The organism is Paraoerskovia marina (assembly GCF_900105445.1).
Taxonomy (GTDB): Bacteria; Actinomycetota; Actinomycetes; order Actinomycetales; family Cellulomonadaceae; genus Paraoerskovia; species Paraoerskovia marina.
This window is the reverse complement of record NZ_LT629776.1, coordinates 808,560-833,320: the sequence shown is the minus strand read 5'-3', so window position 1 is coordinate 833,320 and position 24,761 is coordinate 808,560. Positions and strand designations below refer to the sequence as shown.

At 71.3% G+C, this 24,761-nt stretch carries 21 protein-coding genes and 1 riboswitch; of the genes, 13 read left to right on the top strand and 8 right to left on the bottom strand.

Features of this window, described 5'->3' with window-relative positions; all coding sequences use genetic code 11:
- Positions 1-16: 16 nt before the first annotated feature.
- The gene (locus tag BLU20_RS03710) at positions 17-1,534 is read right to left on the bottom strand and encodes a SulP family inorganic anion transporter (protein ID WP_407946468.1); all 1,518 of its coding nucleotides are present in this window, start codon (positions 1,532-1,534) and stop codon (positions 17-19) included.
- A gap of 158 nt (positions 1,535-1,692) precedes the next feature.
- A complete protein-coding gene (locus BLU20_RS03705; RefSeq protein WP_083371637.1) occupies positions 1,693-2,073 on the bottom strand; it encodes a MerR family transcriptional regulator in 381 nt (126 codons plus the stop codon).
- Between the two features lie 147 nt (positions 2,074-2,220).
- Here BLU20_RS03705 and BLU20_RS03700 point away from each other — a divergent pair, with 147 nt between their 5' ends.
- From BLU20_RS03700 to BLU20_RS03690, 3 genes are all read left to right on the top strand, one after another.
- A complete protein-coding gene (locus BLU20_RS03700) occupies positions 2,221-2,502 on the top strand; it encodes a hypothetical protein (protein ID WP_083371636.1) in 282 nt (93 codons plus the stop codon).
- Between the two features lie 143 nt (positions 2,503-2,645).
- Positions 2,646-3,524 carry a lytic polysaccharide monooxygenase gene (locus tag BLU20_RS14440; protein ID WP_083371635.1) on the top strand — a complete coding sequence of 293 codons (879 nt, stop codon included), beginning with the start codon at positions 2,646-2,648 and terminating at the stop codon, positions 3,522-3,524.
- Between the two features lie 388 nt (positions 3,525-3,912).
- On the top strand, positions 3,913-4,713 hold the full coding sequence (locus BLU20_RS03690; RefSeq protein ID WP_083371634.1) for a lytic polysaccharide monooxygenase: 801 nt from the start codon (positions 3,913-3,915) through the stop codon (positions 4,711-4,713).
- 101 nt (positions 4,714-4,814) lie between these two features.
- Here the strand turns inward: BLU20_RS03690 and BLU20_RS03685 are convergent, their stop codons facing one another.
- From BLU20_RS03685 to BLU20_RS03675, 3 genes are read right to left on the bottom strand one after another with little or no spacing between them, the layout of a single operon-like run.
- Entirely contained in the window at positions 4,815-5,447 is a 633-nt protein-coding gene (locus tag BLU20_RS03685) for a histidine phosphatase family protein (protein WP_083371633.1), read from the bottom strand.
- Between the two features lie 37 nt (positions 5,448-5,484).
- The gene (locus BLU20_RS03680) at positions 5,485-5,844 is read right to left on the bottom strand and encodes an RNA-binding S4 domain-containing protein (protein ID WP_083371632.1); all 360 of its coding nucleotides are present in this window, start codon (positions 5,842-5,844) and stop codon (positions 5,485-5,487) included.
- A 19-nt stretch (positions 5,845-5,863) separates the two neighbouring features.
- Positions 5,864-8,155 carry a beta-xylosidase/alpha-l-arabinosidase gene (locus tag BLU20_RS03675; protein ID WP_083371631.1) on the bottom strand — a complete coding sequence of 764 codons (2,292 nt, stop codon included), beginning with the start codon at positions 8,153-8,155 and terminating at the stop codon, positions 5,864-5,866.
- Positions 8,156-8,392: 237 nt separating this feature from the next.
- Between BLU20_RS03675 and pgi the strand changes: the two genes are divergently transcribed.
- Positions 8,393-10,081 carry a glucose-6-phosphate isomerase gene (gene pgi, locus BLU20_RS03670; protein WP_083371630.1) on the top strand — a complete coding sequence of 563 codons (1,689 nt, stop codon included), beginning with the start codon at positions 8,393-8,395 and terminating at the stop codon, positions 10,079-10,081.
- 144 nt (positions 10,082-10,225) lie between these two features.
- Complete coding sequence (locus BLU20_RS03665) at positions 10,226-11,350, top strand: hypothetical protein (protein ID WP_083371629.1); 1,125 nt, start codon at positions 10,226-10,228, stop codon at positions 11,348-11,350.
- A gap of 21 nt (positions 11,351-11,371) precedes the next feature.
- Here the strand turns inward: BLU20_RS03665 and BLU20_RS03660 are convergent, their stop codons facing one another.
- Genes BLU20_RS03660 through BLU20_RS03650 form a run of 3 tightly spaced genes read right to left on the bottom strand, consistent with a single transcriptional unit; the run spans position 11,372 to position 15,116 of the window.
- The gene (locus BLU20_RS03660; RefSeq protein ID WP_083371628.1) at positions 11,372-12,349 is read right to left on the bottom strand and encodes an ABC transporter ATP-binding protein; all 978 of its coding nucleotides are present in this window, start codon (positions 12,347-12,349) and stop codon (positions 11,372-11,374) included.
- On the bottom strand, positions 12,346-14,040 hold the full coding sequence (locus BLU20_RS03655) for an ABC transporter permease (RefSeq protein ID WP_083371627.1): 1,695 nt from the start codon (positions 14,038-14,040) through the stop codon (positions 12,346-12,348). The genes BLU20_RS03660 and BLU20_RS03655 overlap by 4 nt, the downstream gene beginning before the upstream one ends.
- Positions 14,041-14,042: 2 nt before the next feature.
- Positions 14,043-15,116: a thiamine ABC transporter substrate-binding protein gene (locus BLU20_RS03650; RefSeq protein ID WP_083371626.1), complete on the bottom strand. Its 1,074-nt coding sequence runs from the start codon at positions 15,114-15,116 to the stop codon at positions 14,043-14,045.
- Positions 15,117-15,120: 4 nt separating this feature from the next.
- Positions 15,121-15,225, bottom strand: a riboswitch (TPP riboswitch).
- A 104-nt stretch (positions 15,226-15,329) separates the two neighbouring features.
- Here BLU20_RS03650 and BLU20_RS03645 point away from each other — a divergent pair.
- The 8 genes from BLU20_RS03645 to narI all read left to right on the top strand — a co-directional run bounded on the left by BLU20_RS03645 (position 15,330) and on the right by narI (position 24,751).
- The gene (locus BLU20_RS03645) at positions 15,330-15,641 is read left to right on the top strand and encodes a DUF4235 domain-containing protein (RefSeq protein WP_231959279.1); all 312 of its coding nucleotides are present in this window, start codon (positions 15,330-15,332) and stop codon (positions 15,639-15,641) included.
- A gap of 89 nt (positions 15,642-15,730) precedes the next feature.
- Positions 15,731-16,963: an MFS transporter gene (locus tag BLU20_RS03640; protein ID WP_083371625.1), complete on the top strand. Its 1,233-nt coding sequence runs from the start codon at positions 15,731-15,733 to the stop codon at positions 16,961-16,963.
- Positions 16,964-16,988: 25 nt separating this feature from the next.
- Positions 16,989-17,480, top strand: coding sequence for a cyclic pyranopterin monophosphate synthase MoaC (gene moaC / locus BLU20_RS03635; protein WP_083371624.1), 492 nt, complete (start codon positions 16,989-16,991; stop codon positions 17,478-17,480).
- The gene (locus tag BLU20_RS03630) at positions 17,477-17,713 is read left to right on the top strand and encodes a MoaD/ThiS family protein (RefSeq protein WP_083371623.1); all 237 of its coding nucleotides are present in this window, start codon (positions 17,477-17,479) and stop codon (positions 17,711-17,713) included. The genes moaC and BLU20_RS03630 overlap by 4 nt, the downstream gene beginning before the upstream one ends.
- 87 nt (positions 17,714-17,800) lie before the next feature.
- Positions 17,801-21,589, top strand: a complete 3,789-nt coding sequence (locus BLU20_RS03625) for a nitrate reductase subunit alpha (RefSeq protein ID WP_083371622.1) — start codon at positions 17,801-17,803, stop codon at positions 21,587-21,589.
- On the top strand, positions 21,586-23,250 hold the full coding sequence (narH, locus tag BLU20_RS03620; protein WP_083371621.1) for a nitrate reductase subunit beta: 1,665 nt from the start codon (positions 21,586-21,588) through the stop codon (positions 23,248-23,250). Before BLU20_RS03625 ends, narH begins: the two co-directional genes overlap by 4 nt.
- Positions 23,247-24,005 carry a nitrate reductase molybdenum cofactor assembly chaperone gene (narJ, locus tag BLU20_RS03615; protein ID WP_231959278.1) on the top strand — a complete coding sequence of 253 codons (759 nt, stop codon included), beginning with the start codon at positions 23,247-23,249 and terminating at the stop codon, positions 24,003-24,005. The genes narH and narJ overlap by 4 nt, the downstream gene beginning before the upstream one ends.
- Entirely contained in the window at positions 24,002-24,751 is a 750-nt protein-coding gene (gene narI / locus BLU20_RS03610; protein ID WP_029252720.1) for a respiratory nitrate reductase subunit gamma, read from the top strand. Before narJ ends, narI begins: the two co-directional genes overlap by 4 nt.
- Positions 24,752-24,761: the final 10 nt, after the last annotated feature.

Sequence of the window (24,761 nt, the reverse complement as noted above, 5' to 3'; positions counted from 1 at the left end):
TCCTCAGCGCCCGCGGTCAGTGCCCGGCGCCGAGGTTCCCCGCGAGCCGCTCGTGGCGTGCGGCAGAGTCCTCGTTCAGACCGCGGATCGTGACGGTCTTGCCCTTCGAGGCGTACTTCTGGGTGATCGCGTCGAGCGTGGCGACGGTCGAGGCGTCCCACACGTGCGCGCCCGACAGGTCGATGACGACATCTGCGGGGTCGCCGACGTAGTCGAACTGGTAGACCAGGTCGTTCGACGAGGCGAAGAACAGCTCGCCGGTGACGGCGTAGACGCGCTGGCCGTCGTCGTCGGAGGCGTCCAGGCGGGTGACGGTCGTGAAGTGCGCGACGCGCTGCGCGAAGAGCACGGACGCCACGACGACGCCCACGACCACGCCGATCGCGAGGTTGTCCGTGGCGACGGTGACGACGACCGTGGTCACCATGACCGCCGTCTCCGACTTCGGCATGCGGCGCAGTGTGCCCGGCCGGATCGAGTGCCAGTCGAACGTGCCGACCGAGACCATGATCATCACGGCGACCAGCGCGGCCATCGGGATCATCGCGACGACGTCGCCCAGCCCGACGACGAGGATCAGCAGGAACACACCCGCGAGGAACGTCGAGATCCGGGTGCGCGCGCCCGACACCTTGGTGTTGATCATCGTCTGCCCGATCATCGCGCAGCCACCCATGCCGCCGAAGAAGCCGGTGATGATGTTGGCGGCGCCCTGGCCCCAGGCCTCACGGGTCTTGTTCGAGTGCGTGTCGGTCACGTCGTCGACGAGCTTCGCCGTCATCAGCGACTCCATCAGGCCCACGAGGGCCATCCCGACGGCGTACGGCAGGATGATCTGGAGCGTCTCGAGGTTCATCGGCACGTCGGGGAAGAACAGCGCCGGCAGCGACTCCGGCAGCGCGCCCTCGTCGCCGACGGTCGGGACGGCGAGCGCTCCGACGACGGTGACGACGGTGAGCAGCACGATCGCGATCAGCGGGGCGGGGATCACGGTGGTGACGCGCGGCAGGTAGACCATGATCGCGATGCCGACGGCGACCATCGGGTACACCAGCCACGGCACCCCGAGCAGGTGCGGGACCTGGGAGGAGAAGATCAGGATCGCGAGCGCGTTGACGAAGCCGACCATCACCGAGCGGGGAATGAACCGCATCAGCTTGGCGACGCCGAGCACGCCCAGGAGCACCTGGATGAGCCCGCCGAGCAGCACGGTCGCGATCAGGTAGTCGTACCCGTACTCGGCCATCACCGGGGCGATGACGAGGGCGATCGCACCCGTGGCCGCCGAGATCATCGCCGGGCGACCGCCCAGGAACGCGATTGAGACGGCCATGGTGAACGAGGCGAAGAGCCCGATGCGCGGGTCGACGCCCGCGATGATCGAGAAGCTGATCGCCTCGGGGATCAGGGCGAGCGCGACGACGAGCCCGGCGAGCACCTCGGTGCGCAGCCGCCGGGGCGACCTGAGCGCGGCCAGGACGGAGTTCGCCTCGTCCGCCTCGGGGACGGCAGGGCTCACGGGAGCGGCAGACACGATGTGGATCCGTTCGTTCGGGCGGGACGCCCGCGCACGGGGATCCCTCGATCAGGGCAAGAGGTGGGGCGCGTCGACGCGCACGCCTCCGGGTGCGCACGGACGACGGCGCACGCGACGGAGACGACCAGAGCCTACCCTGACGTTGCGGGAGGGTTCTACCCCCTGCCGCCCTCCAACCGTCGACCGAGGTCCTCGGTCAGCGCCTCGGCGCTCGCGAGCTTGCGCCGCAGCGACGCGCACCGGTCGACCGCCCGGGCGTGGAACTCGGCGAGCGTCGCCTCGCTCGACCGCCCGTCCGCGCCCCCGTGCCCGTCGAGGACGTCGACGAGCTCGCGCATCTCGTCGAGGGAGAAGCCGAGCGGCTTCATGCCCTTCAGCACCTCGAGCCGGGCGACGTCGTCGTCCGTGAAGAGGCGGAACCCGCCGTCCGTCCGGGCTGTCGGCCGGACCAGGCCGACCTCCTCGTAGTAGCGGATCGTGCGGAGGGAGAGCCCTGTCCGCTCGGCGACCTCGCCGATCTTGTGCCGGTTGCTCACGTGGCTCCTTCCGCCGGTGGTCGATTCTATCGATCAGGTCACGACCCGGTGACGATCGGGTGCTGCGGTGGCGACCCGCGCCGATCCGACGTGTCATGGAACAGGTAACCAGGAACGACCACCACACCGAGCACCTCAGGAGCCACGATGATGCGCACGACTCTCGCAGCGGGCGTCACCGCCCTGCTGGGTGGCGTGGGTGCCGGATTCGCCTGGGCGCACGGGAACGGATTCCTCGTGATCGTGGCTGCCGTCGTGACACTTGCAGCCGCACTCGTCGCCATCTGGCCGGTCGGCACCACGGACCACACCGACGCGACAACCGGCCGCCCCCGCGCCCGGACCACGGCGCGCGAACGGCAGAATGCCCGGAATGCCGCGCTCCCGGAGCGCTCCGGCGCACGCGCCGAACGCCCCGCCGGGGCCTGACTACGCACTCCTGCGTACGCAATTCGCACAATTGTGCCCACCTGCAGCCATCCATAGCGTTCCCCGGGTGGTGAGCGCCGGCGCCGACGTCGGCCCCTGAGGGACTCCTCCCTGCCGCCACTTCACCCGACCAGGGAGTGTTGATGACGAGCACGACCATGACCAGTAGCGCCGCACGGCGCGTACGCACAGCGGTGGTGACGCTGGCGCTTGCGATCGGAGGCGCGATCGTCGCCCCGGTGGCGCTCGCACCGTCTGCCGAGGCGCACGGCTGGATCACCTCGCCACCGAGCCGCCAGGACAACTGCTCGACCGGCGCGACGCCGTTCGACTGCGGTGGCATCAAGTACGAGCCCCAGTCCGTCGAGGCCGTCAAGGGCTCGATGAAGTGCTCCGGGGACAGCGGATACGACATCCTCGACGACGAGTCGCTCGCGTGGCCGAGCACCGTCACCGGCCGCGACGTGACGTTCCAGTGGAAGCTCACCGCGAACCACTCGACGAGCACGTGGGAGTACTTCGTCGACGGAGAGCTCTTCGACACCCGCAGCCAGGGTGGCGCGCAGCCGCCGAAGGACATCAGCCACACGCTGACCGGCCTGCCCGAGGGCGACCACACGATCTTCGCGCGCTGGAACATCGCCGACACGCCGATGGCGTTCTACAACTGCGTCGACATCACCGTGACCGCGGACGGGACGGACCCGGGCACGGACCCGACGACCGACCCCACCACGGATCCCACGACGGACCCGACCACGGATCCCACGACGGACCCGACCACGGACCCGACGACGGACCCGACCACGGATCCCACGACCGACCCCACCACGGACCCGACGACGGATCCCACGACCGACCCGGGCCAGTGCTCCGGTGAGCCGTGGTCCGACTCGGCGGTCTACGTCGGCGGTGACGTCGTGATCCACGACGGCCACTTCTGGCAGGCCAAGTGGTGGACCACCAACTCGGCCCCGGTCGCGAGCGACTGGGGTGTGTGGCGGGACCTCGGCGCCTGCTGAGCCGATCCACCGATAGACCCGGCATGACGTGAACTCCCCCTCACGTCGCGCCGGCGGCGGGGTTGTCGACACGGTCGGCAACCCCGCTGTCGTGTCTCTGCCCCCTGTCGGCTCTCGGGGGGCCGCGAGCGCCTACGTGGTTCCCGCAGATTGCCCTACGCCCCACCCGAATCGATTCGACGGGGCCGCGCCCCGAACTGCACGCTCACCTGCGCAAAGGCCTGTGTACGCACCCTGCGGGGCGGCCCGTGCGGGTGTCCCCGTACGGAACCTCCACGATTGCCGGGCGCACCCGGCCTCCCTAGCGTCGACAACGGTTGCGGCACCGACGCCGCCCACGTCTCGGACGAGGAGGTCCGAGATCCCGTCGACCCGAGGAGCGCCCTTCATGTCCTTGAGATCAACAGTCCGTTCCACGCCGATAGGCCGCGTCCGTGCCGCCGTCGTCGTCCTCGCTCTCGCCTTCGCGGGCGCCGTCGTGGCCCCTGCGTTCGTCGCGCCGTCCGCCGAGGCGCACGGCTGGATCACCTCGCCGCCCAGCCGCCAGGACAACTGCGCCAACGGCGCGACGTCGTTCGACTGCGGCGCCATCAAGTACGAGCCCCAGTCCGTCGAGGCCCCGAAGGGGTCGATGCAGTGCTCCGGCGGCAGCGGGTTCGACATCCTGGACGACAGCTCGAAGCCGTGGCCCCGCACGACCACGGGGTCGTCGGTGACGTTCAAGTGGAAGCTCACCGCCGCGCACAACACGAGCACGTGGGAGTACTTCGTCGACGGCAAGCTGTTCAAGACGTTCAACCAGAACGGCCAGCAGCCGCCGAGCAACATCTCGCACACGCTGACGGGCCTGCCGAGCGGCAACCACACGGTCCTCGCCCGCTGGAACGTCTCGAACACCGCGATGGCGTTCTACAACTGCGTCGACCTCAACGTGAACGGCACCGGGCCGACCGACCCGACGCCGGACCCGACCACGGACCCGACCACCGACCCGACGACCGACCCCACCACCGACCCGACGACGACCCCGCCGGACTGCTCCGCGGCGGCCTGGTCCGGCTCGACCGTCTACACCGGTGGCAACCAGGTCAGCCACGACGGGCACCTCTGGCGAGCCAAGTGGTGGACGCTCGGCGACACCCCGGCCCCGAGCCAGTGGGGAGTCTGGCAGGACCTCGGGGCCTGCTGACCGAGAACCGCTGAACCCGCACCCGGCCCCGGGGTGCACGGCGTCCGCCCTCACGGATGCCGTGCACCCCGGGGCCGTCCGCGTGCGCGAGCCGTGCGCGGTCAGTCCTCCCGCACGTTCCAGCCGGCGATCACGTGGCGCTCGCGCTCGAACGCGAGCGTGCTGACGGTGGCCGTCTCGAGCACGAACCGCGACCCGTCGACCGGCGCGAGCTCCAGCCACATCGCGGTCAGGACCCGGAGCAGGTGCCCGTGCGCGACGATCAGCACGTCCTGCCCGTCGCGGAGGTGCGGCTCGATCCGCCGCACGACGGCGCTGGCCCGCCGCGCGACGTCGTCGACGGTCTCCCCGGGGCTGGGCGGGTCGACGACCTGGGCGCTCTTCGGGAGGTCGATGTGCACGCCGTCGGACCACAGCTCCCAGTCGTACCCGACGATCTCGCGGATCTGCAGCGTGGAGATCCCCTCGGTGACCCCGTAGTCCCACTCGACGAGGTTGTCGTCGACCTGCACGTCGCTGAACCCGGCCAGCTCGGCCGTGCGCCGTGCACGCTGCAGGGGGCTGACGAAGACGTGGCTGATGTCGCGGTCGGCGAGCATCGGCCCCGCGGCCCGTGCCTGCCGCTCACCCCGCTCGGTCAGCGGAAGGTCGGTCAGGCCCGTGTGCCGGCCGTCGCGGCTCCACTCGGTCTCACCGTGGCGCAACAGGTAGGCCCGTCCGTACTGGTTGCTCATGCCGCCACTGTGACACCGGGTGCACGACGACGCGCGCTCAGTCGCGTCCCCGGAGCCGGTCGATCTCCCGGCGCTCGCGCTTGGTGGGCCGCCCGGCGCCCCGGTCACGGACGCCGGCGGGAGCGACGGCCTCGGGCGGCGGAGGAGGCGGCGAGTGGTCGACGTACGCCGCGACGGCGACCGAGGCACCGACCCGCTTGGCGAGCAGCTGCACCACCTCGACGTCCCGGAACCGGTGGTCGGCCCCGCGGAACGAGACACGGCTGCCGGTCACGACCTTGGCCGAGGGCTTGACCCGCACCCCGTCGATCCGGACGTGACCGGCCCGGCACGCCGCCGTCGCGATCGACCGGCTCTTGGTCAACCGCACGGCCCACAACCAGCTGTCCACGCGCATGGTCCGAGTCTGGCACGCCTCAGGCGCGCTCCACCCGGACTCCCACGACCCGCGGGTCGTCGACCGTGACCGCGTGGGCGGGGCCGTCGACGACGATCGAGGCCTCGGACTCCCGGGTCGCGCAGTCGGGGCCGACCCAGAGCTCGACCTCTCCCGGCTCGACCACCCGCACCATCGAGCGATCCGTGAAGGCCAACCTCGTCGTGGGGACCTCGAGGTGCACGACGGCGGACTCCCCCGCGGCGAGGTCGACACGCGCGTACCCGAGGAGCAGCGCGACGGGGCGCGGGATCGAGCCCACGACGTCGTGCGCGTAGAGCTGGACGACGTCGGTCCCGGCGCGGTCGCCGGTGTTGGTCACGCGCACCGAGGCCGCGAACGTCCCACCGCTCGCCACCCGGGCGTCGGCGACCAGACCGGTGCGCTCGAACCTGGTGTACGAGAGCCCGAACCCGAACGGCCGGGCGGGGGTCGAGTCCGTGCTCGTGACCTCGCTGGGGCCGCCGAGCGTCGGGTGCAGGTACGAGTACGGCTGGGCGCCGCCAGAGCGCGGGAGGGAGACCGGCAGGCGGCCCGACGGGCAGACCCGCCCGGTGATGATGCCCGCGAGCGCCGTCCCGCCCTCCTCCCCGGGGAAGAAGGCCTGCAGCACCGCCCCGTCCTCCAGCACGGGGCCGACGGCGTACGGTCGTCCGGTCAGGAGCACGACGACGGTCGGGGTACCGGTCGCGCGGACGGCCTCGACGAGGTCGGCCTGCACGCCGGGGAGCTCCAGGCTCTCGGCGTCGTTGCCCTCGCCGACGGTGCCGCGCCCGAAGAGGCCCGCCTGGTCCCCGAGGACGAGCACCGCGACGTCGGCCGCGGCGGCGTCCTCGACCGCGGCCGCGAACCCCGAGCGGTCGTCCCCGTCCACGTCGCAGCCCGCGGACACGGTGATCTCGGCGTCCGGGAGCTCGGAGCGCAACGCCTCGGCGACGGTCGGGATCTCGAACCCGAGCTCGGTGCCGGGGTGGTGGGCCAGGACGTGGTTGGCGAACGAGTAGCACCCCATGAGCGCCTCGGCGCGGTCCGCGTTGGGCCCGACGACGGCGACACGAGCGGGAGCCGGACGCCCCGGTGCGACAAGGGGCAGGACGCCGTCGTTCGCGAGCAGCACCACGGACTCCTCGGCGAGCCGGCGCGCGATCGCCCGGTGGCCCGGCGGGTCGAGGTCGACGACTGCCGGGGGCTCGTCGTCGAACGTCTCGTCGAGCAGGCCGAGCTCCTCCTTCTGACGCAGGGCCCGGAGCACGGCACGGTCGACCAGGGCCTCGTCCACGAGCCCGTCCCGGACGCGCGCCGCCAACGGCTCGAGGTAGGCGTCGCCCGTGGGGAGCTCGATGTCGACGCCGGCGGCGAGCGCCAGGCCCGCGGCCTCGCCGAGATCGGCGGCGACCTTGTGCATGACGTGGAGGAAGGCGACCCCGAAGTAGTCGGCGACGACGGTCCCGTCGAACCCCCAGCGGTCGCGCAAGATGCCGGTGAGGTACTCCTCGCTGGACGCCATTGGGACGCCGTCGACGTCGACGTACGCCTGCATCACCGACCGCACCCCGCCGTCGAGCACGGCCATCTCGAACGGCGGCAGCAGCACGTCGGCCATCTCCCGGGGGCCCGCGGACACCGGGGCGTGGTTGCGCCCCGCGCGGGAGGCCGAGTACCCCGCAAAGTGCTTGAGGGTGGCGTGGACGCCGGCGCCCTGCAGTCCGCGGACGTAGGCGGTGCCGAGCGTGCCCACGACGTACGGGTCCTCGGCGATGCACTCGTCGACGCGACCCCAGCGGGGGTCCCGGACGACGTCCAGCACCGGGGCGAGCCCCTGGTGGATGCCGAGCTCCCGCATGGATCCGCCGATCGCCGACCCCATCTCCTCGACCAGCCCGGGGTCGAACGAGGCGCCCCAGGCGAGCGGGGTCGGGAACGTGGCGGCACGCCACGCGGCCAGCCCGGTCAGGCACTCCTCGTGCACGAGCGCCGGGATCCCGGTCTCCGCCACGAGTCTCCGCTGCTCCGTCCAGAGCCACCGGGCGCGCTCGGCCGCGTCGACCGGGCGGGTCCCGTACACGCGGGTGAAGTGCCCGATGCCGTGCCGGGTGATGGCGGCGAGGTCCTCGGGCACGCCGGACATCTCCCCCTGCATCGGGGCCACGACCTCACCACCCTGGTCGAGCCAGTACCCGACGATCTGGGCGAGCTTCTGCTCGAGCGTCATCCGGGCGACCATCGCCCGGACACGGTCAGATGCGGCGGCCGAGGCCGTCCGGTCCGTCATCGGAGTACTCCTTCGTGGGTCGGGTGCACGGTGCACCTCTCCAGTCTGATGCCTCGCTCCTCGAGCGCGCGTCGACCGCACCGCCCCGCCCGTAGCCCGGCCGTCTCGGGAGCACCCCTGCCTTCTGCTCGCACTGCGGCTACGGCGGCGCGCGCACCGCGCACGTCATACGGTGGTGGGTGGCGGTCGACGACGACGCCTCCCCCGAGACACAGCGACCGAAGGCAGGCACCTGGCGTGAGCACGGCACCCATCGATGCGACGACGACCACGGCCTGGGCGGACCTGACCGCCCACCACTCCGACCTCACGAGCGACCTGCGCGGATGGTTCGCCGCGGACCCGCAGCGCGCCGAGCGCTTCACGCACCGGGCGGGCGACCTCTACGTCGACCTGTCGAAGAACCTGATCACCGAGGAGACCGTCGCCCTGCTGACGCGTCTCGCGGACGAGGTCGGTCTCGCCGGCCGGCTGGACGCCATGTTCACCGGCGAGCACATCAACGTCACCGAGGACCGCGCCGTCCTGCACACCGCCCTGCGTCGGCCCCTGCCCGAGGACGGCGACGCCCACCTCGTCGTGGACGACCAGGACGTGGACGAGGACGTGCACGAGGTCCGCGCGGCGCTCGCCGACTTCGCCGACAAGGTCCGCTCCGGCGAGTGGACCGGCGTCACCGGCAAGCGTGTCGAGACGGTCGTGAACATCGGCATCGGGGGCTCCGACCTGGGCCCCGTCATGGCGTACGAGGCGCTCGAGCCCTACGTCCAGGACGGCCTCGAGGTGCGGTTCGTCTCCAACATCGACCCGACCGACGTCGCGCAGAAGACCGCGGACCTCGACCCCGAGACCACGCTGTTCATCGTCGCGTCCAAGACGTTCGGCACGCTCGAGACCCTGACCAACGCGCGCCTGGCCCGCGAGTGGCTGTGGACGTCGCTGGCCGGGGCCGGGGCGCTGGCCGACACCGACGACGCCCGTCGTGACGCCGTCGCCAAGCACTTCGTCGCCGTCTCGACGGCGCTCGACAAGGTCGCGGACTTCGGGATCGACCCGGCCAACGCGTTCGGGTTCTGGGACTGGGTGGGCGGTCGCTACTCCGTCGACTCCGCCATCGGCCTGTCGCTGGCCATCGCGATCGGCCCGGACGGGTTCGAGGAGTTCCTCGGCGGCTTCCACACGATGGACGAGCACTTCCGGACCGCACCGATCAGCGAGAACGTCCCCGCGCTCATGGGCCTGCTGAACATCTGGAACGTGAACTTCCTCGGTGCCGAGACGCACGCCGTGCTCCCGTACGCGCAGCAGCTCAACCGCTTCCCGGCATACCTGCAGCAGCTCACCATGGAGTCCAACGGCAAGTCCGTGCGATGGGACGGCTCACCCGTCACGTCGCAGACGGGCGAGGTCTTCTGGGGCGAGCCCGGCACCAACGGGCAGCACGCGTTCTACCAGCTGATCCACCAGGGCACCCGCCTGATCCCCGCCGACTTCATCGCGTTCGCGCAGCCGGCGTACCCGCTCGCGGACGGGGACACGGACGTCCACGGTCTCTTCCTCGCCAACTTCTTCGCGCAGACGAAGGCGCTGGCGTTCGGCAAGACGGCGGACGAGGTGCGGGCCGAGGGCACCGACGAGTCGATCGTGCCCGCCCGGGTCTTCTCGGGGAACCGGCCGACGACGTCGATCCTCGGCCCGGCCCTCACCCCGGCGGTCCTGGGTCAGCTCGTCGCGCTGTACGAGCACATCACGTTCGTCCAGGGCGTCGTGTGGGGCATCGACTCGTTCGACCAGTGGGGCGTCGAGCTGGGCAAGAAGCTCGCGCTCGAGGTCGCCCCGGCCGTCGCCGGCGACGCCGAGGCGCTCGCCGCCCAGGACTCGTCGACCAAGGCCCTGATCGAGACGTACCAGGCGCTGCGCGGCTGATCCCGCGCGTCGTCGGCCCGCCCGCTGCCGACCACGCGGTTGTGTCCACTTCCCGCCCACGGAAGTACACGGAACCACGTGGTCGGCCGTGACGCGGACGGTAATTGTGTGGACGGCGCCGACCCACCGGGTGACGATTGACGGGTGACCTCCGGCCCGCGCGTCGTCCGCGCCCCGCATCCCCCGCACCTCGACCACCCCGACGCGTGGGCGTACAAGGGGCGTGCCGACGTCGAGGTCGAGGCCGAGCTCGCGACGTTCGGGCACGACGACCTCGTCTTTCCGGCCGACCAGATCCTGGTCATCCAGGGGAACCAGCGGTACGCCCGGCGCGCCGTGCTCGTCGCGGTCGACCCCGCGGCCACCGCCGACCCTCCGCGACCGCGCGACGTCGTCGGGTTCGCGTCCTACGCGATGCCGCTGACGGACAACACGCACCTGCTCGACGCCACGCTCACGGTCCGTCCGGGGCGCAAGGACGGCGCGGTGCACGACGCGCTTCTCGCCGCGGTGGAGCGCGACGCGGCGGAGGCCGGGCGCCGGACGGTCGGCCTCGCGACCGACCACGCACCCGAGCCACCTCCGGGACCCGGTGCGATCGAGGCACCGACCGGCAGCGGCCGCGTGCCGGCCGACGACCCGACCGTCCGTGCCGCGCTCCGCGCCGGGTTCACCCTGCGCCAGGTGGAGCGGTACTCGGTGCTGACGCTGCCGGTGGACACCGGCCTGCTCGGGCGCCTGCACGCGGAGGCCGCGGAGCACGCCGGTGACGAGTACCGCACGCACGTGTGGGACGACGTCGTGCCGGACGAGTGGATCGACCAGGTCGCCCACCTGCAGCAGCGGATGAGCACCGACATCCCGCACGGCGACCTCGAGGTCTCCGAGGAGGCGTGGGACGCGGAGCGCTACCGGTCGCTGATCGACGAGCAGCACGCGCGCGGCAACGTCTTCCGCATGGCGGTGGCCGAGCACGTCCCGTCGGGCACGCTCGCCGGGTTCACGATCGTCGTCGGCCCGGCGACCGACCAGTTCGCGTTCCAGGAGGACACGCTCGTGCTGTCCGAGCACCGGGGGCGCCGTCTCGGCATGCTGATGAAGGCGGCGAACCTGCTCGCGCTGCAGGCCGACCGTCCGGGGATGACGCGCATCCACACGTGGAACGCCGAGGAGAACGGCCCGATGCTGGACATCAACGTCGCGCTCGGGTTCCGCGGAGCGGGCGTCTGCGCGCTGTGGGAGAAGCCGCTCGCGTCGAGCGGGGGCTGACCGAGCTCTGGCCGCGCGCGGTCACCGGGCCGGGAGGTGCGCGCACCCGTCGGCGCGCAGGCGCAGGCCGACCGAGATGTCGCTGCCGTCGGTGAACTCGGCGCCCGGCACCGCCGTGTAGCGTCCGACGCCGCCTCCCAGGTCCACGTCGACCGTCACCTCGGTGCGTCCGCGCCTCCGGACCGACCGGACCACGTCGCCCACCCACCGGCCGACGTCGGGCGCCGTCGTCTCCAGCCCCGTCGGGCCGACGGCGACCCGCTCGTCGTCGACGTCGACGACCGCCTGGTACCCGAGGAAGTCCGCGACCCGCCACGACACCGGGGCGGCCCAGAGCTCCTCCGGCGGGGCGACCTGCAGGATCGTGCCGGCGTCCATCACGGCGACGCGGTCCGCGACGGCGAACGCCTCGTCGTGGTCGTGCGTGACGAAGACCCCGGTGGTGCCCGTGGCGGTGAGGATCTCCCGGAGCTCGGCCGCGAGACGCTCCCGCAGCGCACGGTCGAGCGCGGAGAGCGGCTCGTCGAGCAGCAGCAGGCGGGGCCGGGGCGCGAGGGCACGTGCGAGCGCGACGCGCTGCCTCTCCCCTCCCGACAGCGCCGTGACCGCCCGGGACCCGTACCCGGAGAGCCCGACGAGCCCGAGCAGCTCGTCCACCCGGGCCTCGCGGTCCGTACGGCGTACGCCGGCGACGCGCAGCCCGTACCCGACGTTGCTCGCGACGTCGGCGTGCGCGAACAGCTGTCCGTCCTGGAAGAGCAGCCCGAACGCCCGGCGGTGCACCGGCACGGCCGCCAGGTCCCGCCCGTGCCACGCGACGGACCCGTCCGCCAGCGGCTCGAGACCGGCGACCGCGCGCAGCAGCGAGGACTTGCCGCAGCCGCTCGGACCGAGCAGGGCGAGCACCTCGCCCTCGGCGACGTCGAGGTTCACCCCGTCGACCGCCGTCGTCGTCCCGTACCGCACGACGGCGTCGCGCACCTCGAGCCCGCGGCTCATAGCTCTCCTGCACTTTCTCCGCGCAGCCGCTCCGCGAGGAGCATGACCGTCGCGGTGACGAGGGCGAGGACGACGCTCGCGGCGAGCGCCATCCCGTAGTTCTCGGCCCCGGGCTTGCCGATGAGCCGGAAGATCACGACCGGGAGGGTCGCGGTGTCGGGGCGGGCGAGGAACGACGTGGCGCCGAACTCCCCGAGGGAGGTCGCGAACGCGAACCCCACGGCCAGGCCGAGGGGTCGGAGCACGACGGGCAGGTCCACGGTGGCGAGAACCCGGCCCGGTCCGGCGCCGAGCGTCGCAGCGGCCTCGCGCAGGCGCGGGTCGATGGCCCGCAGCACGGGCAGCACCACACGGACCACCAGCGGGATCGCGACGACGGCTTGCGCGATCGGGACGAGGAGCCCGGAGGTGCGCAGGTCGACGTCGAGCCCCAGCGGCCGGTCGAGCGTGATCAGGAATCCGAAGCCGACGGTGACGGCGGAGACGCCGAGCGGGAGCATGAAGACGGAGTCGAGGGTCCGCAGGGCACGCCTGCCGACGCGCGCCCGTGGTCGGCGCGAGACCACGAGGGCCACCAGACCGCCGACGACGACCGCGATCAGCGCTGCGAGCGCGGCCGCTCGCAGCGAGTTGCCCGCGGCCTCCCACACCGTGACGGACAGCGCGTTGGGGCCGCCCGTCGTCGCGAGGTTGCGGTAGTTGTCCAGCGTCCAGGTGCCGTCGGCGGCATGCAGGGAGCGGGTGACCAGGGTGGCGACCGGGAGGGCCAGGAGCAGGATCACGACGGCGGCCGTCACGGCGGTCGGCACGGCGTCGGCCCGCAGGTTCAGCCGCCGCCCGCCGTGCGCCTCGGGGAGCAGACCCAGGGCGTTCTCGCGGCGCGCCCGGGTGCGGTCCGCGGCGACGAGCGCCCCGGCCACGACGACAAGCTGGACCACCGACAGGACGGCCGCCGATCGCAGGTCGAGGAACTGCGTCGTCTGGACGTAGATCTCCGTCTCGATGGTGCCGTACCCGGGCGGGCCGAGGACGAGGACGGTGCCGAACGCCGTCGCGCAGTAGAGGAAGACGAGCGAGGCGGCGGAGGTGATCGCGGGGGTCAGGGCGGGCAGGGTGACCGTCCGGAACGCCCGGGCCGGGGAGGCTCCGAGCGCCCGCGCGGCCTGCTCGGCCCGGGGGTCGAGCCGTTCCCAGAGGCCGCCAACCGTCCGGACGACGACGGCGTAGTTGAAGAAGACGAGCGCGAGCACGATCGCGGTGAAGGTCTGGTCGATGCCGAGGAACGCCAGCGGGCCACCGGGGGCGAGGAGCGCGCGGAACGCGACGCCGACGACGACGGTGGGCAGGACGAAGGGCACCGTCACCAGCCCGCGGAGGAACGTACGACCGCGGAACTGGCATCTGTACAGGACGTAGGCGCCGGGGACTCCGAGCACCAGCGAGGCGACGGTCCCGACCACCGCCTGGCCCAGCGTGATCCCGAGCAGACGCCAGGTGCGCGACTCGCCGAACACCTCGGCGACCCCGCTCAGGTCCAGGGATCCGTCGGTCACGAAGCCTCGTCCGACGAGGGCGAGGACGGGCCACGCGAAGAAGATCGCGAGGAAGGCGAGCGGCACGCCCGCCGCCAGCCCCCAGAGCACGACGCGTGCCACCGGGGGCCAGCTGCGGTGCGCGCGAGCCGGGCGCATGGTCAGCCGAGGACCGTGGCGGTCCAGGTCTCGATCCAGTCGCCGCGGTGCGCGGAGATCTCGGCCGGGTCGACGTCGAACGGGTCGTCGGCGAGCGGGGCGAACCGGGCCCACTCGTCGGGCAGCGCGGCGTCGCCGTCGACGGGGTACATGTACATCTGGCCGGGGATGTCCTCCTGGACCGTGCGGCTCACGAGGAAGTCCACGAGCTCCCGGGCGCCGTCGGGGTTCTCCGCACCGGCGAGCACGCCCGCGTACTCGACCTGGCGGAAGCAGGTGTCCAGCAGCGCCGTGGTCGTGGTCTCCGAGCCGTCCTCGGTCACGGTGAACGCCGGCGAGGTGGCGTAGGAGAGCACGAGCGGACGGTCACCGGCTCCGCCGGCACCCGTGAAGTCCACGTAGTACGCGTCCTCCCAGCCGTCGGCGATCTTGACGCCGTTGTCCGCGAGCGCCGTCCAGTAGTCGGTCCACCCGTGCTCGCCCTTGGCCCCGACGGTCGCGAGCAGGAACGCGAGTCCGGGCGACGACGTCGCGGGGTTCGTGACGACGAGGAGGTCCTGGTACGCGGGGTCGGCCAGGTCGTCGAGCGTGGTCGGGACGTCGAGGTCGTTCTCCTCGAACCAGGCGAGGTCGGCGTTGATGCAGACGTCCCCCCGGTCGACCGGGGTCAGGCTCTCGCCCGCGGGAACCTCTGCGGCCGCCGACTCGGGAAGCGCGGACGAGAGGTACGGGTCGAAGACGCCCTCGTCGACGGCGCGGCTCGCGTAGGTGTTGTCGACCCCGAAGACGGCGTCGCCAAGGGGCGAGTCCTTCGTGAGGATCAGCTGGTTGACCAGGGTGCCGCCGTCCCCGGGGGCGACCAGCTCGACGTCGTACCCCGACTCCGCGGTGAACTCGTCGAGCAGGCCGTCGCTGAGGGCGAACGAGTCGTGGGTGACCAGGGTGACGGTGCTGCTCCCCGTCTCGGCCGACGAGCCCTCGGCGTCGCCGGTGTCGCTGCTCGCGCAGCCCGTCAGGGCGAGCGCGAGGACCGCGCCGGACGCGGCGACGGAACGGGTGGTGATGGTGGTGCGCAAGAGTCCTCCTCGGACGTCGACTTCCTCCGCCGGTGCTGACCGGATCAGGTTCAAGGGTCTGCGGCGTGCCGCACTCTCAGCGCTCTGGGGCGCTCCCCTGTCGTACAGCCGCAGTCTACGACGCCGCGCAACGCCCGTGGGTCCGTGGTCCGGCGGAGTCGCCCCGGTCGCACTACGGTGGGAATCGTCCAACGGAGCGGCTGAGGAGACGACGTGTCGAAGAAGAAGCAGAAGAAGAACGACGACCAGGACATGGCGACCAAGGTCGCGACCCTGGCCCTGACCTTCGCGGCCGGGTGGATCGCCACCAAGGTGGTCTCGACGATCTGGAAGAAGGCCTCGGGGCACGACGCCCCGACCGACACCGACGATCCCGACATCTCCCTCCCCGAGGCGATGGCCTTCGCGGCGATCACCGGTGGTGTCGGCGTGCTGGCGCGCCGTCTCGCGGCCGGGCAGGCGACGAAGGTGAGTGCGCGGCTGACCGGCGGCAACCCCCACGCGGTTCCTGACGTCGAGCCGTAGACACCCTTTTTTACGAGATTTTCAAGATCAATAGACGGAGAGCCACCGGAACGCTACGTTCAAGTCACGCACCAGCCGAGGAGAGCACGATGACCACAGGTTCGACGGCACCCCCGCAGGCGATCCCCGACGAGGGGTACGGCAGCCGGGCCACGGTCCAGCTGGTCCTCTCCACGGTCGGCTTCGCGCTGAACTTCTGGGCCTGGGCCCTGCTCAGCCCCCTGGGCGGGACGTTCCAGGAGGCACTGGGCCTGTCCGACGTCGAGACCTCCGTGGTCGTGGCGGTCCCGGTGATCGTCGGCTCGCTCGGGCGGATCCCGGTCGGCGCACTGACCGACCGCTTCGGCGCCCGCATCATGTTCCCGCTGGTCAGCGCGCTGACGATCCTGCCGGTGCTCTACCTCGGGTTCCTCGCCGACAGCCTGACGGGCCTGATCGTCGGCGGGTTCTTCCTGGGACTCGGCGGCACGACGTTCGCGATCGGGATTCCGTTCAACAACGCCTGGTTCCCGCCGTCACGGCGCGGGACGGCGCTCGGGCTCTTCGGCGCCGGCATGGGCGGTACCGCGATCGCGGCGTTCACCACGGTGCCGATCCGCGACGCGTGGGGCGAGGAGGCCCCGTTCGTCCTGGTCGCCACCGTGCTCGCGATCTTCGCGGTCGTCTCCTGGATCTGGCTGCGCGACTCGCCCAGCCGCCCCGCGCCCGCCACGGGCGGATTCTGGTCCCGGACGTGGAGCACCTTCAAGCTCCCCGCGACGCTGCAGCTCTCGTGGCTCTACGCGATCGGGTTCGGCGGGTTCGTCGCGTTCTCCGTCTATCTGCCGACGTTCCTGACGAACGCCTACGGGCTCGAGGCGGCCGACGCCGCCAACCGCACGGCCGGGTTCGTCGTCCTCGCCGTCATCATGCGCCCGATCGGGGGGACGCTCTCCGACCGGTTCGGTGGTGTCGCGGTCAACGTCGTCTGCTTCGCTCTGGTGACCCTCGGCGCCGCCGTGATCGCGTTCCAGCCCTCCCTTTTTCCGGTGGGCACGATCGCGTTCCTCACCATGGCGGCGGCGCTCGGCGCATCCTCCGGCGCGACGTTCGCCCTGGTCTCCGACCTCGCACCGCCCGACAAGGTCGGCGGTGTCACCGGCCTCGTCGGCGCGGCCGGCGGCCTCGGCGGCTTCATCCCGCCGCTGATCATGGGGGCCGTCTACGGCGCCCAGGGCGACTACGACATCGGCTTCATCCTGCTCGCCGTCACCGCGCTGGCGACGCTGCTCTTCACGCTCGGCCCGGTCAGGCGCCGTGCCGCACGCGGCCGGGCATCCTGACCGCCCGATCGAGCATGATCACCCCATGACATTCACGCACCTGGACAACGCCGGCCACGCCCGCATGGTCGACGTCACCGAGAAGACGCCCACCGTCCGGTCCGCGACGGCCGCCGGCACAGTCCTCGCACCGCCCCCCGTGGTCGCCGCCCTGCGCGACGGGACCGTCCCCAAGGGCGACGTCCTGGCCGTCGCGCGGATCGCCGGCATCGCCGGGGCCAAGCGCACCGCCGAGCTCCTGCCGCTGGCCCACGTCATCGGGGTGCACGGCGCGACCGTCGACCTCACCGTCACGGACGACGGCGTCGAGATCACGGCGACCGTCCGGACCGCCGACCGGACGGGCGTCGAGATGGAAGCCCTCACCGCGGTGAGCGTCGCCGGGCTCGCGACGGTCGACATGCTCAAGGGCCTGGACAAGTCGATCGTGCTCACGGACATCCGGCTCCTCGCCAAGAGCGGCGGGAAGTCGGGCGACTGGCACCGCGACCCCGCGCCCGCCGGAGGGCCTCGATGATCACCGTGCGCTACTTCGCCGGGGCCCGTGACGCGGCCGGGACCGAGACCGAGACGGTCGACACGGGAACGCTCGGGACGCTCACCGAGCAGATCGTCGCGGCGCACCCGACGCTCGCCGACGTCCTGCCCCGATGCTCGGTGCTCGCCGACGGGATCCGGGTCCACGACCCTGCCACGCCGCTCTCGCCGGGCAGCACCGTCGACGTCCTCCCGCCGTTCGCCGGGGGGTAGCCCGAGCATCTGACCCGAGAGGTCGCTGTCGCGACCGATCGACGACATAGTGAGTTACGCAGGTCACACCGCAACTCGGAGGGCAGCATGGCGCAGTCGACGATCGATTCCGAGAGCACGGGAGGGTTCGAGGACTCCCTCGTCCGGCTCGGCAGCCATCTGCGGAAGGGCGAGGTCTCGTCCGACCTGCGGCAGCTCTTCCTCCAGGGCGGCCGCGAGGGCGACGCGTTCTACCGCGACCGCTGGTCGCACGACAAGGTGGTGCGCTCGACCCACGGCGTGAACTGCACCGGGTCCTGCTCCTGGAAGGTCTACGTCAAGGACGGGATCATCACGTGGGAGACCCAGCAGACGGACTACCCGTCCGTCGGCCCGGACTCCCCCGAGTACGAGCCCCGCGGATGCCCCCGCGGTGCGGCGTTCAGCTGGTACACCTACTCCCCCACCCGGGTCCGGTACCCCTACGTGCGGGCTGTCCTTCTCGAGGCCTATCGCGCTGCCAAGAAGCAGGTCGGCGGCGACCCCGTGCTCGCGTGGGCCGCGGTGACGGGCGACCCGGAGGTCTCGCGCCGCTACAAGTCGGCTCGCGGCAAGGGCGGTCTCGTCCGGGCGTCGTGGGACGAGGCCGCGGAGATCGTCGCCGCCGCCCACGTCCACTCGGTCAAGGAGTACGGCCCCGACCGCATCGCCGGGTTCTCGCCGATCCCCGCGATGTCGATGGTCTCGCACGGTGTGGGCTCGCGGTTCATCACCATGCTCGGTGGGACGATGCTCTCGTTCTACGACTGGTACGCCGACCTCCCCATCGCCTCCCCGCAGGTGTTCGGCGACCAGACCGACGTCCCCGAGTCGGCCGACTGGTGGAACTCGACCTACTGCATCATGTGGGGCTCCAACATCCCCGTGACACGGACCCCGGACGCGCACTTCATGACCGAGGCCCGCTACCGCGGCCAGAAGGTCGTCACCGTCTCCCCCGACTACGCCGACAACACCAAGTTCGCGGACGAGTGGCTCGCCGTCCATCCCGGGACGGACGGGGCGCTCGCGATCGGCATGGGGCACGTGATCCTGCGGGAGTTCCTCGTCGGACGCCGCACCGAGCGGTTCGTCGACTACATGAAGCGGTTCACGGACTCGCCGTACCTGGTCCGCCTCCTTCCCCGTACCGAGGGCGAGGCGAGCACGTACACGGCGGGCAAGTTCCTCACCGCGGCCGATCTGCCGTCGCAGGCGGAGACCCCCAACGCGCAGTTCAAGACCGCGCTCCTGGACGCCGACGGCTCGCTCGTCGTCCCGAACGGATCTCTCGGTCACCGCTACGGCGACGCCGACGCAGGCTCCTGGAACCTCGACCTCGGCGACGTCACCCCCGCACTGTCGGTGGCCGACGTCGACGGCGCACCGCGCACGGTGGCGATCGACCTGCCGCGCTTCGACATCTCACCGACCGTGGACGACGACACCGGCGCCCACACCGGCCGCGCCGGCACCGTCACCCGCGGCGTCCCCGTCCGCGAGGTCGAGGGCCACCTCGTCACGACCGTCTACGACCTCCTCCTCGCCCAGTACGGCGTCGAGCGCGAGGAGCTGGACCTTCCCGGCGAGTGGCCCACCGGCTACGACGACGCGGACTCGCCGGGCACCCCCGCCTGGCAGGAGCAGTTCACCGGCGTCGACGCCGGCCAGGCGGCGCGGATCGGTCGCGAGTTCGCGCAGAACGCCGAGGACTCCGGCGGGCGCTCGATGATCATCATGGGGGCCGGGACCAACCACTGGTTCCACTCCGACACCATCTACCGCGCCTTCCTCGCCCTGACGACGATGACCGGCTGCCAGGGGGTCAACGGCGGCGGCTGGGCCCACTACGTCGGGCAGGAGAAGGTCCGCCCCATCACGGGCTACACCCAGTACGCCAACGGCCTGGACTGGGTCCGTCCGCCCCGGCACATGATCGGCACGGCGTTCTGGTACATCGCCACCGACCAGTGGCGCTACGACGGGCTACCGGCCGACACCCTGTCGGCGACGACCGGGACGGGGATGTTCAAGGACCGCACCACCGCCGACATCCTCGTCGAGTCGGCCCAGCGCGGCTGGATGCCCAGCTACCCGACCTTCGACCGCAACCCCCTCGACCTCGTGGACGAGGCCCGGGCGGCGGGCAAGGAGCCGGCGGACCACGTCGTCGACGAGCTCAGGTCCGGGGGCCTGCGCTTCGCCGTCGAGGCACCGGACGACCCCAAGAACTTTCCCCGCTGCGTCACGGTGTGGCGCGCGAACATCCTCGGGTCCTCGGGCAAGGGCAACGAGTACTTCCTCAAGCACCTGCTGGGTGCGGACTCGGCGATCCTCGCCGAGGAGTCCGGCCCCGGACGACGCCCGGCGTCGATGGAGTGGAGCGAGGAGGCCCCGCAGGGCAAGCTCGACCTGCTGACGACGCTCGACTTCCGGATGACGAGCACGACGCTCTACTCCGACGTCGTCCTCCCTGCCGCCACGTGGTACGAGAAGTACGACCTGAGCTCGACGGACATGCACCCGTTCGTCCACTCGTTCAACCCGGCGATCAACCCGCCGTGGCAGACGAAGACGGACTTCGCGACGTTCCAGGCCATCGCCGACCGGTTCTCCGAGATGGCGGTCGAGCACCTCGGCGTCCGTGAGGACGTCGTCGCAGCGCCGCTGCAGCACGACACGCCCGACGCGATGGCCGTGCCGCACGGCACGATCGAGAACTCGGGGGCGGGAGTGAAGGACCGCCCGTTGATCCCGGGCGTCACGATGCCCAAGCTGATCACGGTGACCCGCGACTACCCGGCGCTCGCCGCGCAGATGAAGGCGCTCGGCCCGCTCACGGAGAAGGCGGGGATGACGACGAAGGGCGTCACGTTCCGGCCCGATGTCGAGGTCAAGAGGCTCGGCGAGGTGAACGGTCTCGTCAAGGACGGACCGACCGCCGGGCGGCCCCGTCTCGACAAGGACATCCACGCCTGCGAGATGATCCTGGCGCTCTCCGGCACCACGAACGGCCGGCTCGCGACGCAGGGGTTCGAGACGCTCGAGAAGCGCACGGGGACCGCGCTCGCGGATCTCTCGCGCGACGAGGCCGGCAAACGGGTGACCTTCCCGGACGTGCAGTCGCGCCCGACGACGGTGATCACGTCTCCCGAGTGGTCCGGCTCCGAGCACGGCGGGCGCCGGTACACGGCGTTCGCGGTCAACGTCGAGCGCCTGAAGCCGTGGCACACCCTCACGGGGCGCCAGCACTTCTTCCTCGACCACGACTGGATGACCGAGCTCGGCGAGCAGATGCCGGTGTTCCGCCCGCCGCTGGACATGCACCGCATGTTCACGGGCGACCGGGAGCCAGGAGACACGTCGCCGACGGGTCGCCCCGGGGCCGACGGGCACGCCGAGGTCTCGGTGCGCTACCTGACGCCGCACTCGAAGTGGTCGATCCACTCGGAGTACCAGGACAACCTCTTCATGCTCTCGCTGTCCCGTGGCGGCCCCAACATCTGGATGTCGCCGCAGGACGCCGCGAAGGTGGGGGTCCGGGACAACGAGTGGATCGAGGCGTACAACCGCAACGGCGTCGTGGTCGCCCGCGCCGTCGTCAGCCATCGGATGCCCGAGGGCACGGTCTACATGCACCACGCCACGGACCGAACGATCGACGTTCCGCTCGCCGAGACCTCGGGTCTGCGCGGCGGTATCCACAACTCGCTGACCAGGATCCTGCTCAAGCCCAGCCACCTCGCGGGCGGGTACGCGCAGCTGTCGTTCGCGTTCAACTACATGGGCCCCACGGGGAACCAGCGCGACGAGGTCACGACCATCCGCCGTCGCAGCCAGGAGGTGCGTTACCAGTGAAGGTCATGGCGCAGATGTCGATGGTGATGAACCTCGACAAGTGCATCGGGTGTCACACGTGCTCGGTCACGTGCAAGCAGGCGTGGACCAACCGGACGGGCACGGAGTACGTCTGGTTCAACAACGTCGAGACGCGCCCCGGGCTCGGCTACCCCCGCACCTATCAGGACCAGGAGAAGTGGGGCGGTGGGTGGGTCCGCACCAAGCGCGGCAAGCTCAAGCTGCGCTCGGGTGGAAAGTTCAAGAAGCTCGCGACGATCTTCTCCAACCCCAAGCTCCCGTCCATGAAGGACTACTACGAGCCGTGGACGTACGAGTACGACATGCTGCTCTCGTCCCCGCAGACGGACTACACGCCCGTCGCGAAGCCGAAGTCGCTCATCACCGGTGAGGACATGGCGATCGAGTGGTCGGCGAACTGGGACGACGACCTCGGCGGGTCGACGGAGACCATGCAGGACGACCCGGTCCTCAAGCACATGAGCGAGCACGTCACCGAAGAGCTCGAGCAGACGTTCATGTTCTACCTGCCGCGCATCTGCGAGCACTGCCTGAACCCCGCGTGCGTGGCGTCGTGTCCCTCGGGGGCGATGTACAAGCGCGTGGAGGACGGCATCGTCCTCGTGGACCAGGACCAGTGCCGCGGCTGGCGGATGTGCGTCTCGGGGTGCCCGTACAAGAAGGTCTACTTCAACCACAAGACCGGCAAGGCCGAGAAGTGCACGATGTGCTACCCGCGCATCGAGGTGGGCCTGCCCACCGTCTGCTCGGAGACGTGCGTCGGTCGACTGCGGTACCTCGGCCTGGTTCTGTACGACGCCGACAAGGTCACCGAGGCGGCGTCGGTCGAGAACGAGCACGACCTCCTCGAGGCCCAGCGCAGCGTCTTTCTCGACCCGAGCGACCCTGCCGTCGTCGAGGCCGCGCGGGCCGAGGGCATCCCGGAGGACTGGATCGACGCCGCCCAGGCGTCCCCGATCTGGTCGCTGATCCAGAAGTACAAGGTCGCGCTGCCCCTGCACCCCGAGTACCGCACGATGCCGATGGTCTGGTACATCCCGCCGCTGTCCCCCGTCGTCGACATCGTCGGCACGTCGGGCAACGACGCGGAGGACCCCAAGACCCTCTTCGCGGCGATCTCCAAGCTCCGGATCCCGCTGGAGTACCTCGCGGGCCTGTTCACCGCGGGCGACACCGTCCCCGTGGAGCGGACGCTGCGCCGTCTGGCGGCCATGCGCTCGTACATGCGCGAGATCAACCTCGGCAACGAGCCGGACGAGCAGACTGCCGCCGCCGTGGGCATGACCGGCCGGGAGGTCGAGGAGATGTACCGCCTCCTCGCGATCGCCAAGTACGAGGACCGCTACGTCATCCCCACCGCTCACCAGGAGATCGCGCGCGAGCTCGAGGAGCTCAGCTGCTCGCTCGACTACGAGGGTGGACCCGGAATGGGCGGCGCAGGACCCTTCGGCAGCTCGAGCGGGACACCGACACCGGTGGCCGTGGAGAACTTCCGCGCGCTGAAGAACCGGCAGAACGCGGACGACCCGGCCGGCCCGTCGACCCCCGGGCGCGTGAACCTCCTCAACTGGGACGGCAACGGCAGCACCGACGGGCTCTTCCCGCCCGGCTCGCCGGAGCAGCAGAAGGAGGAGCGGTGAAGACTACGTTCCTGCCGAAGCCGACGCGGCGCACGCCGCAGCTGGCCCCGCTGAGCCCGGTCCCTGCCTCCGCCTCCCAGCGTCGCACCACCCACATGGCGGCGTCGCTGCTGCTCGGCTACCCGAGCCTGCGCACGCCGCAGATCGTCGCCGAGGTGCGCCGCGCCGTCGTCGGCCTGCCCGACCCGGTGGCCGCGCGGTTCACGGCGTTCTGCGACTACACGGAGACCCGGGACCCCGCCGACCTCGAGGCCGAGTACGTCAGGACCTTCGACCTCAAGCGCAAGTGCTCGATGTACCTGACGTACTTCGCCACGGGCGACACCCGCAAGCGCGGGACGGCGCTCGTCCGGTTCGTCGAGGCCTACAAGGCGGCGGGATGGGAGATCGCCGACGACGAGCTCCCCGACTACCTGCCCGCCGTCCTCGAGCTCTCCGCGAAGGCGGGCGAGGACTCCCCCGAGGCGGCGCAGATCGCCGCGGGTCTGCTCGGGTCGCACCGCGAGGGTGTCGAGGTGCTGCGGTCGGCGCTGGCGTCCATGACGAGCCCGTGGACGGGCGTCGTCGAGGCCGTCTGCCTGACCCTGCCCGCCCTGGACCGGGCCACCGAGAAGCGATTCGTCGAGCTGGTCACGTCCGGCCCGCCGACGGAGATGGTCGGACTCTCTGCCATGGGTCCGCACGAATCCGGTCCCTCCGGGACCCTCGCGCCGTTCGCCCTGGGCGGCGCCTCTGCCGAGGAGGCTCGCCGATGACCAGCACCCTGGACGCCCTGCTCTGGGGCGTTCTGCCCTACGTGACGATCGCGGCCTTCGTGATCGGCCTGTTCTGGCGCTACCGCTACGACAAGTTCGGGTGGACCACGCGCTCGAGCCAGCTCTACGAGAACCGGCTGCTGCGCTGGGGGTCACCGATGTTCCACTTCGGCCTGATCCTCGTGATCCTCGGCCACCTGGTGGGCCTGCTGATCCCGAAGTCATGGACGGAGGCCGTGGGCATCCCCGAGGCCGCCTACCACTTCGTCGCGACGTGGATGGGTTCGTTCGGCGCACTCCTGGTGGTCGCCGGCCTCATCATCCTCATCGTCCGACGACGCACCACGGGTCCGGTCTTCAGCGCGACCACCCGCATGGACAAGACGATGTACGTCTTCCTCGCCGCATCGATCCTCATCGGCTCGTGGGCCACCGTGGAGACGCAGATCCTGGCCGGCGACCACGGGTACGACTACCGCGAGACGATCTCGCCGTGGTTCCGCAGCATCTTCGTCCTGCAGCCCGAACCCGCGCTGATGGCCGGTGTCCCCCTGGCGTTCAAGCTGCACATCATCGCCGCCGAGCTCCTCTTCATCCTGTGGCCCTTCACGCGGCTCGTGCACGCGTTCTCGGCCCCCGTGCCGTACGTCTTCCGCCCGTACGTGGTCTACCGCTCGCGCGACGCCGCCGTGCAGTCGCGCGAGTCGCGTCCTGGCTGGGACCCCTCCGGGCGGCCCAAGAACTAGCGCACCCCGC

Coding starts and splice junctions, on each gene's coding strand:
- BLU20_RS03655 (WP_083371627.1), bottom strand. CDS start 14,040: ATGCGCCCGGCTCGCGCGCACCGCAGCTGGCCCCCGGTGGCACGCGTC.
- BLU20_RS03690 (WP_083371634.1), top strand. CDS start 3,913: ATGTCCTTGAGATCAACAGTCCGTTCCACGCCGATAGGCCGCGTCCGT.
- BLU20_RS03700 (WP_083371636.1), top strand. CDS start 2,221: ATGATGCGCACGACTCTCGCAGCGGGCGTCACCGCCCTGCTGGGTGGC.
- BLU20_RS03680 (WP_083371632.1), bottom strand. CDS start 5,844: ATGCGCGTGGACAGCTGGTTGTGGGCCGTGCGGTTGACCAAGAGCCGG.
- BLU20_RS03685 (WP_083371633.1), bottom strand. CDS start 5,447: ATGAGCAACCAGTACGGACGGGCCTACCTGTTGCGCCACGGTGAGACC.
- BLU20_RS03675 (WP_083371631.1), bottom strand. CDS start 8,155: ATGACGGACCGGACGGCCTCGGCCGCCGCATCTGACCGTGTCCGGGCG.
- BLU20_RS03640 (WP_083371625.1), top strand. CDS start 15,731: ATGACCACAGGTTCGACGGCACCCCCGCAGGCGATCCCCGACGAGGGG.
- narI (WP_029252720.1), top strand. CDS start 24,002: ATGACCAGCACCCTGGACGCCCTGCTCTGGGGCGTTCTGCCCTACGTG.
- moaC (WP_083371624.1), top strand. CDS start 16,989: ATGACATTCACGCACCTGGACAACGCCGGCCACGCCCGCATGGTCGAC.
- BLU20_RS03630 (WP_083371623.1), top strand. CDS start 17,477: ATGATCACCGTGCGCTACTTCGCCGGGGCCCGTGACGCGGCCGGGACC.
- BLU20_RS14440 (WP_083371635.1), top strand. CDS start 2,646: ATGACGAGCACGACCATGACCAGTAGCGCCGCACGGCGCGTACGCACA.
- BLU20_RS03660 (WP_083371628.1), bottom strand. CDS start 12,349: ATGAGCCGCGGGCTCGAGGTGCGCGACGCCGTCGTGCGGTACGGGACG.
- BLU20_RS03625 (WP_083371622.1), top strand. CDS start 17,801: ATGGCGCAGTCGACGATCGATTCCGAGAGCACGGGAGGGTTCGAGGAC.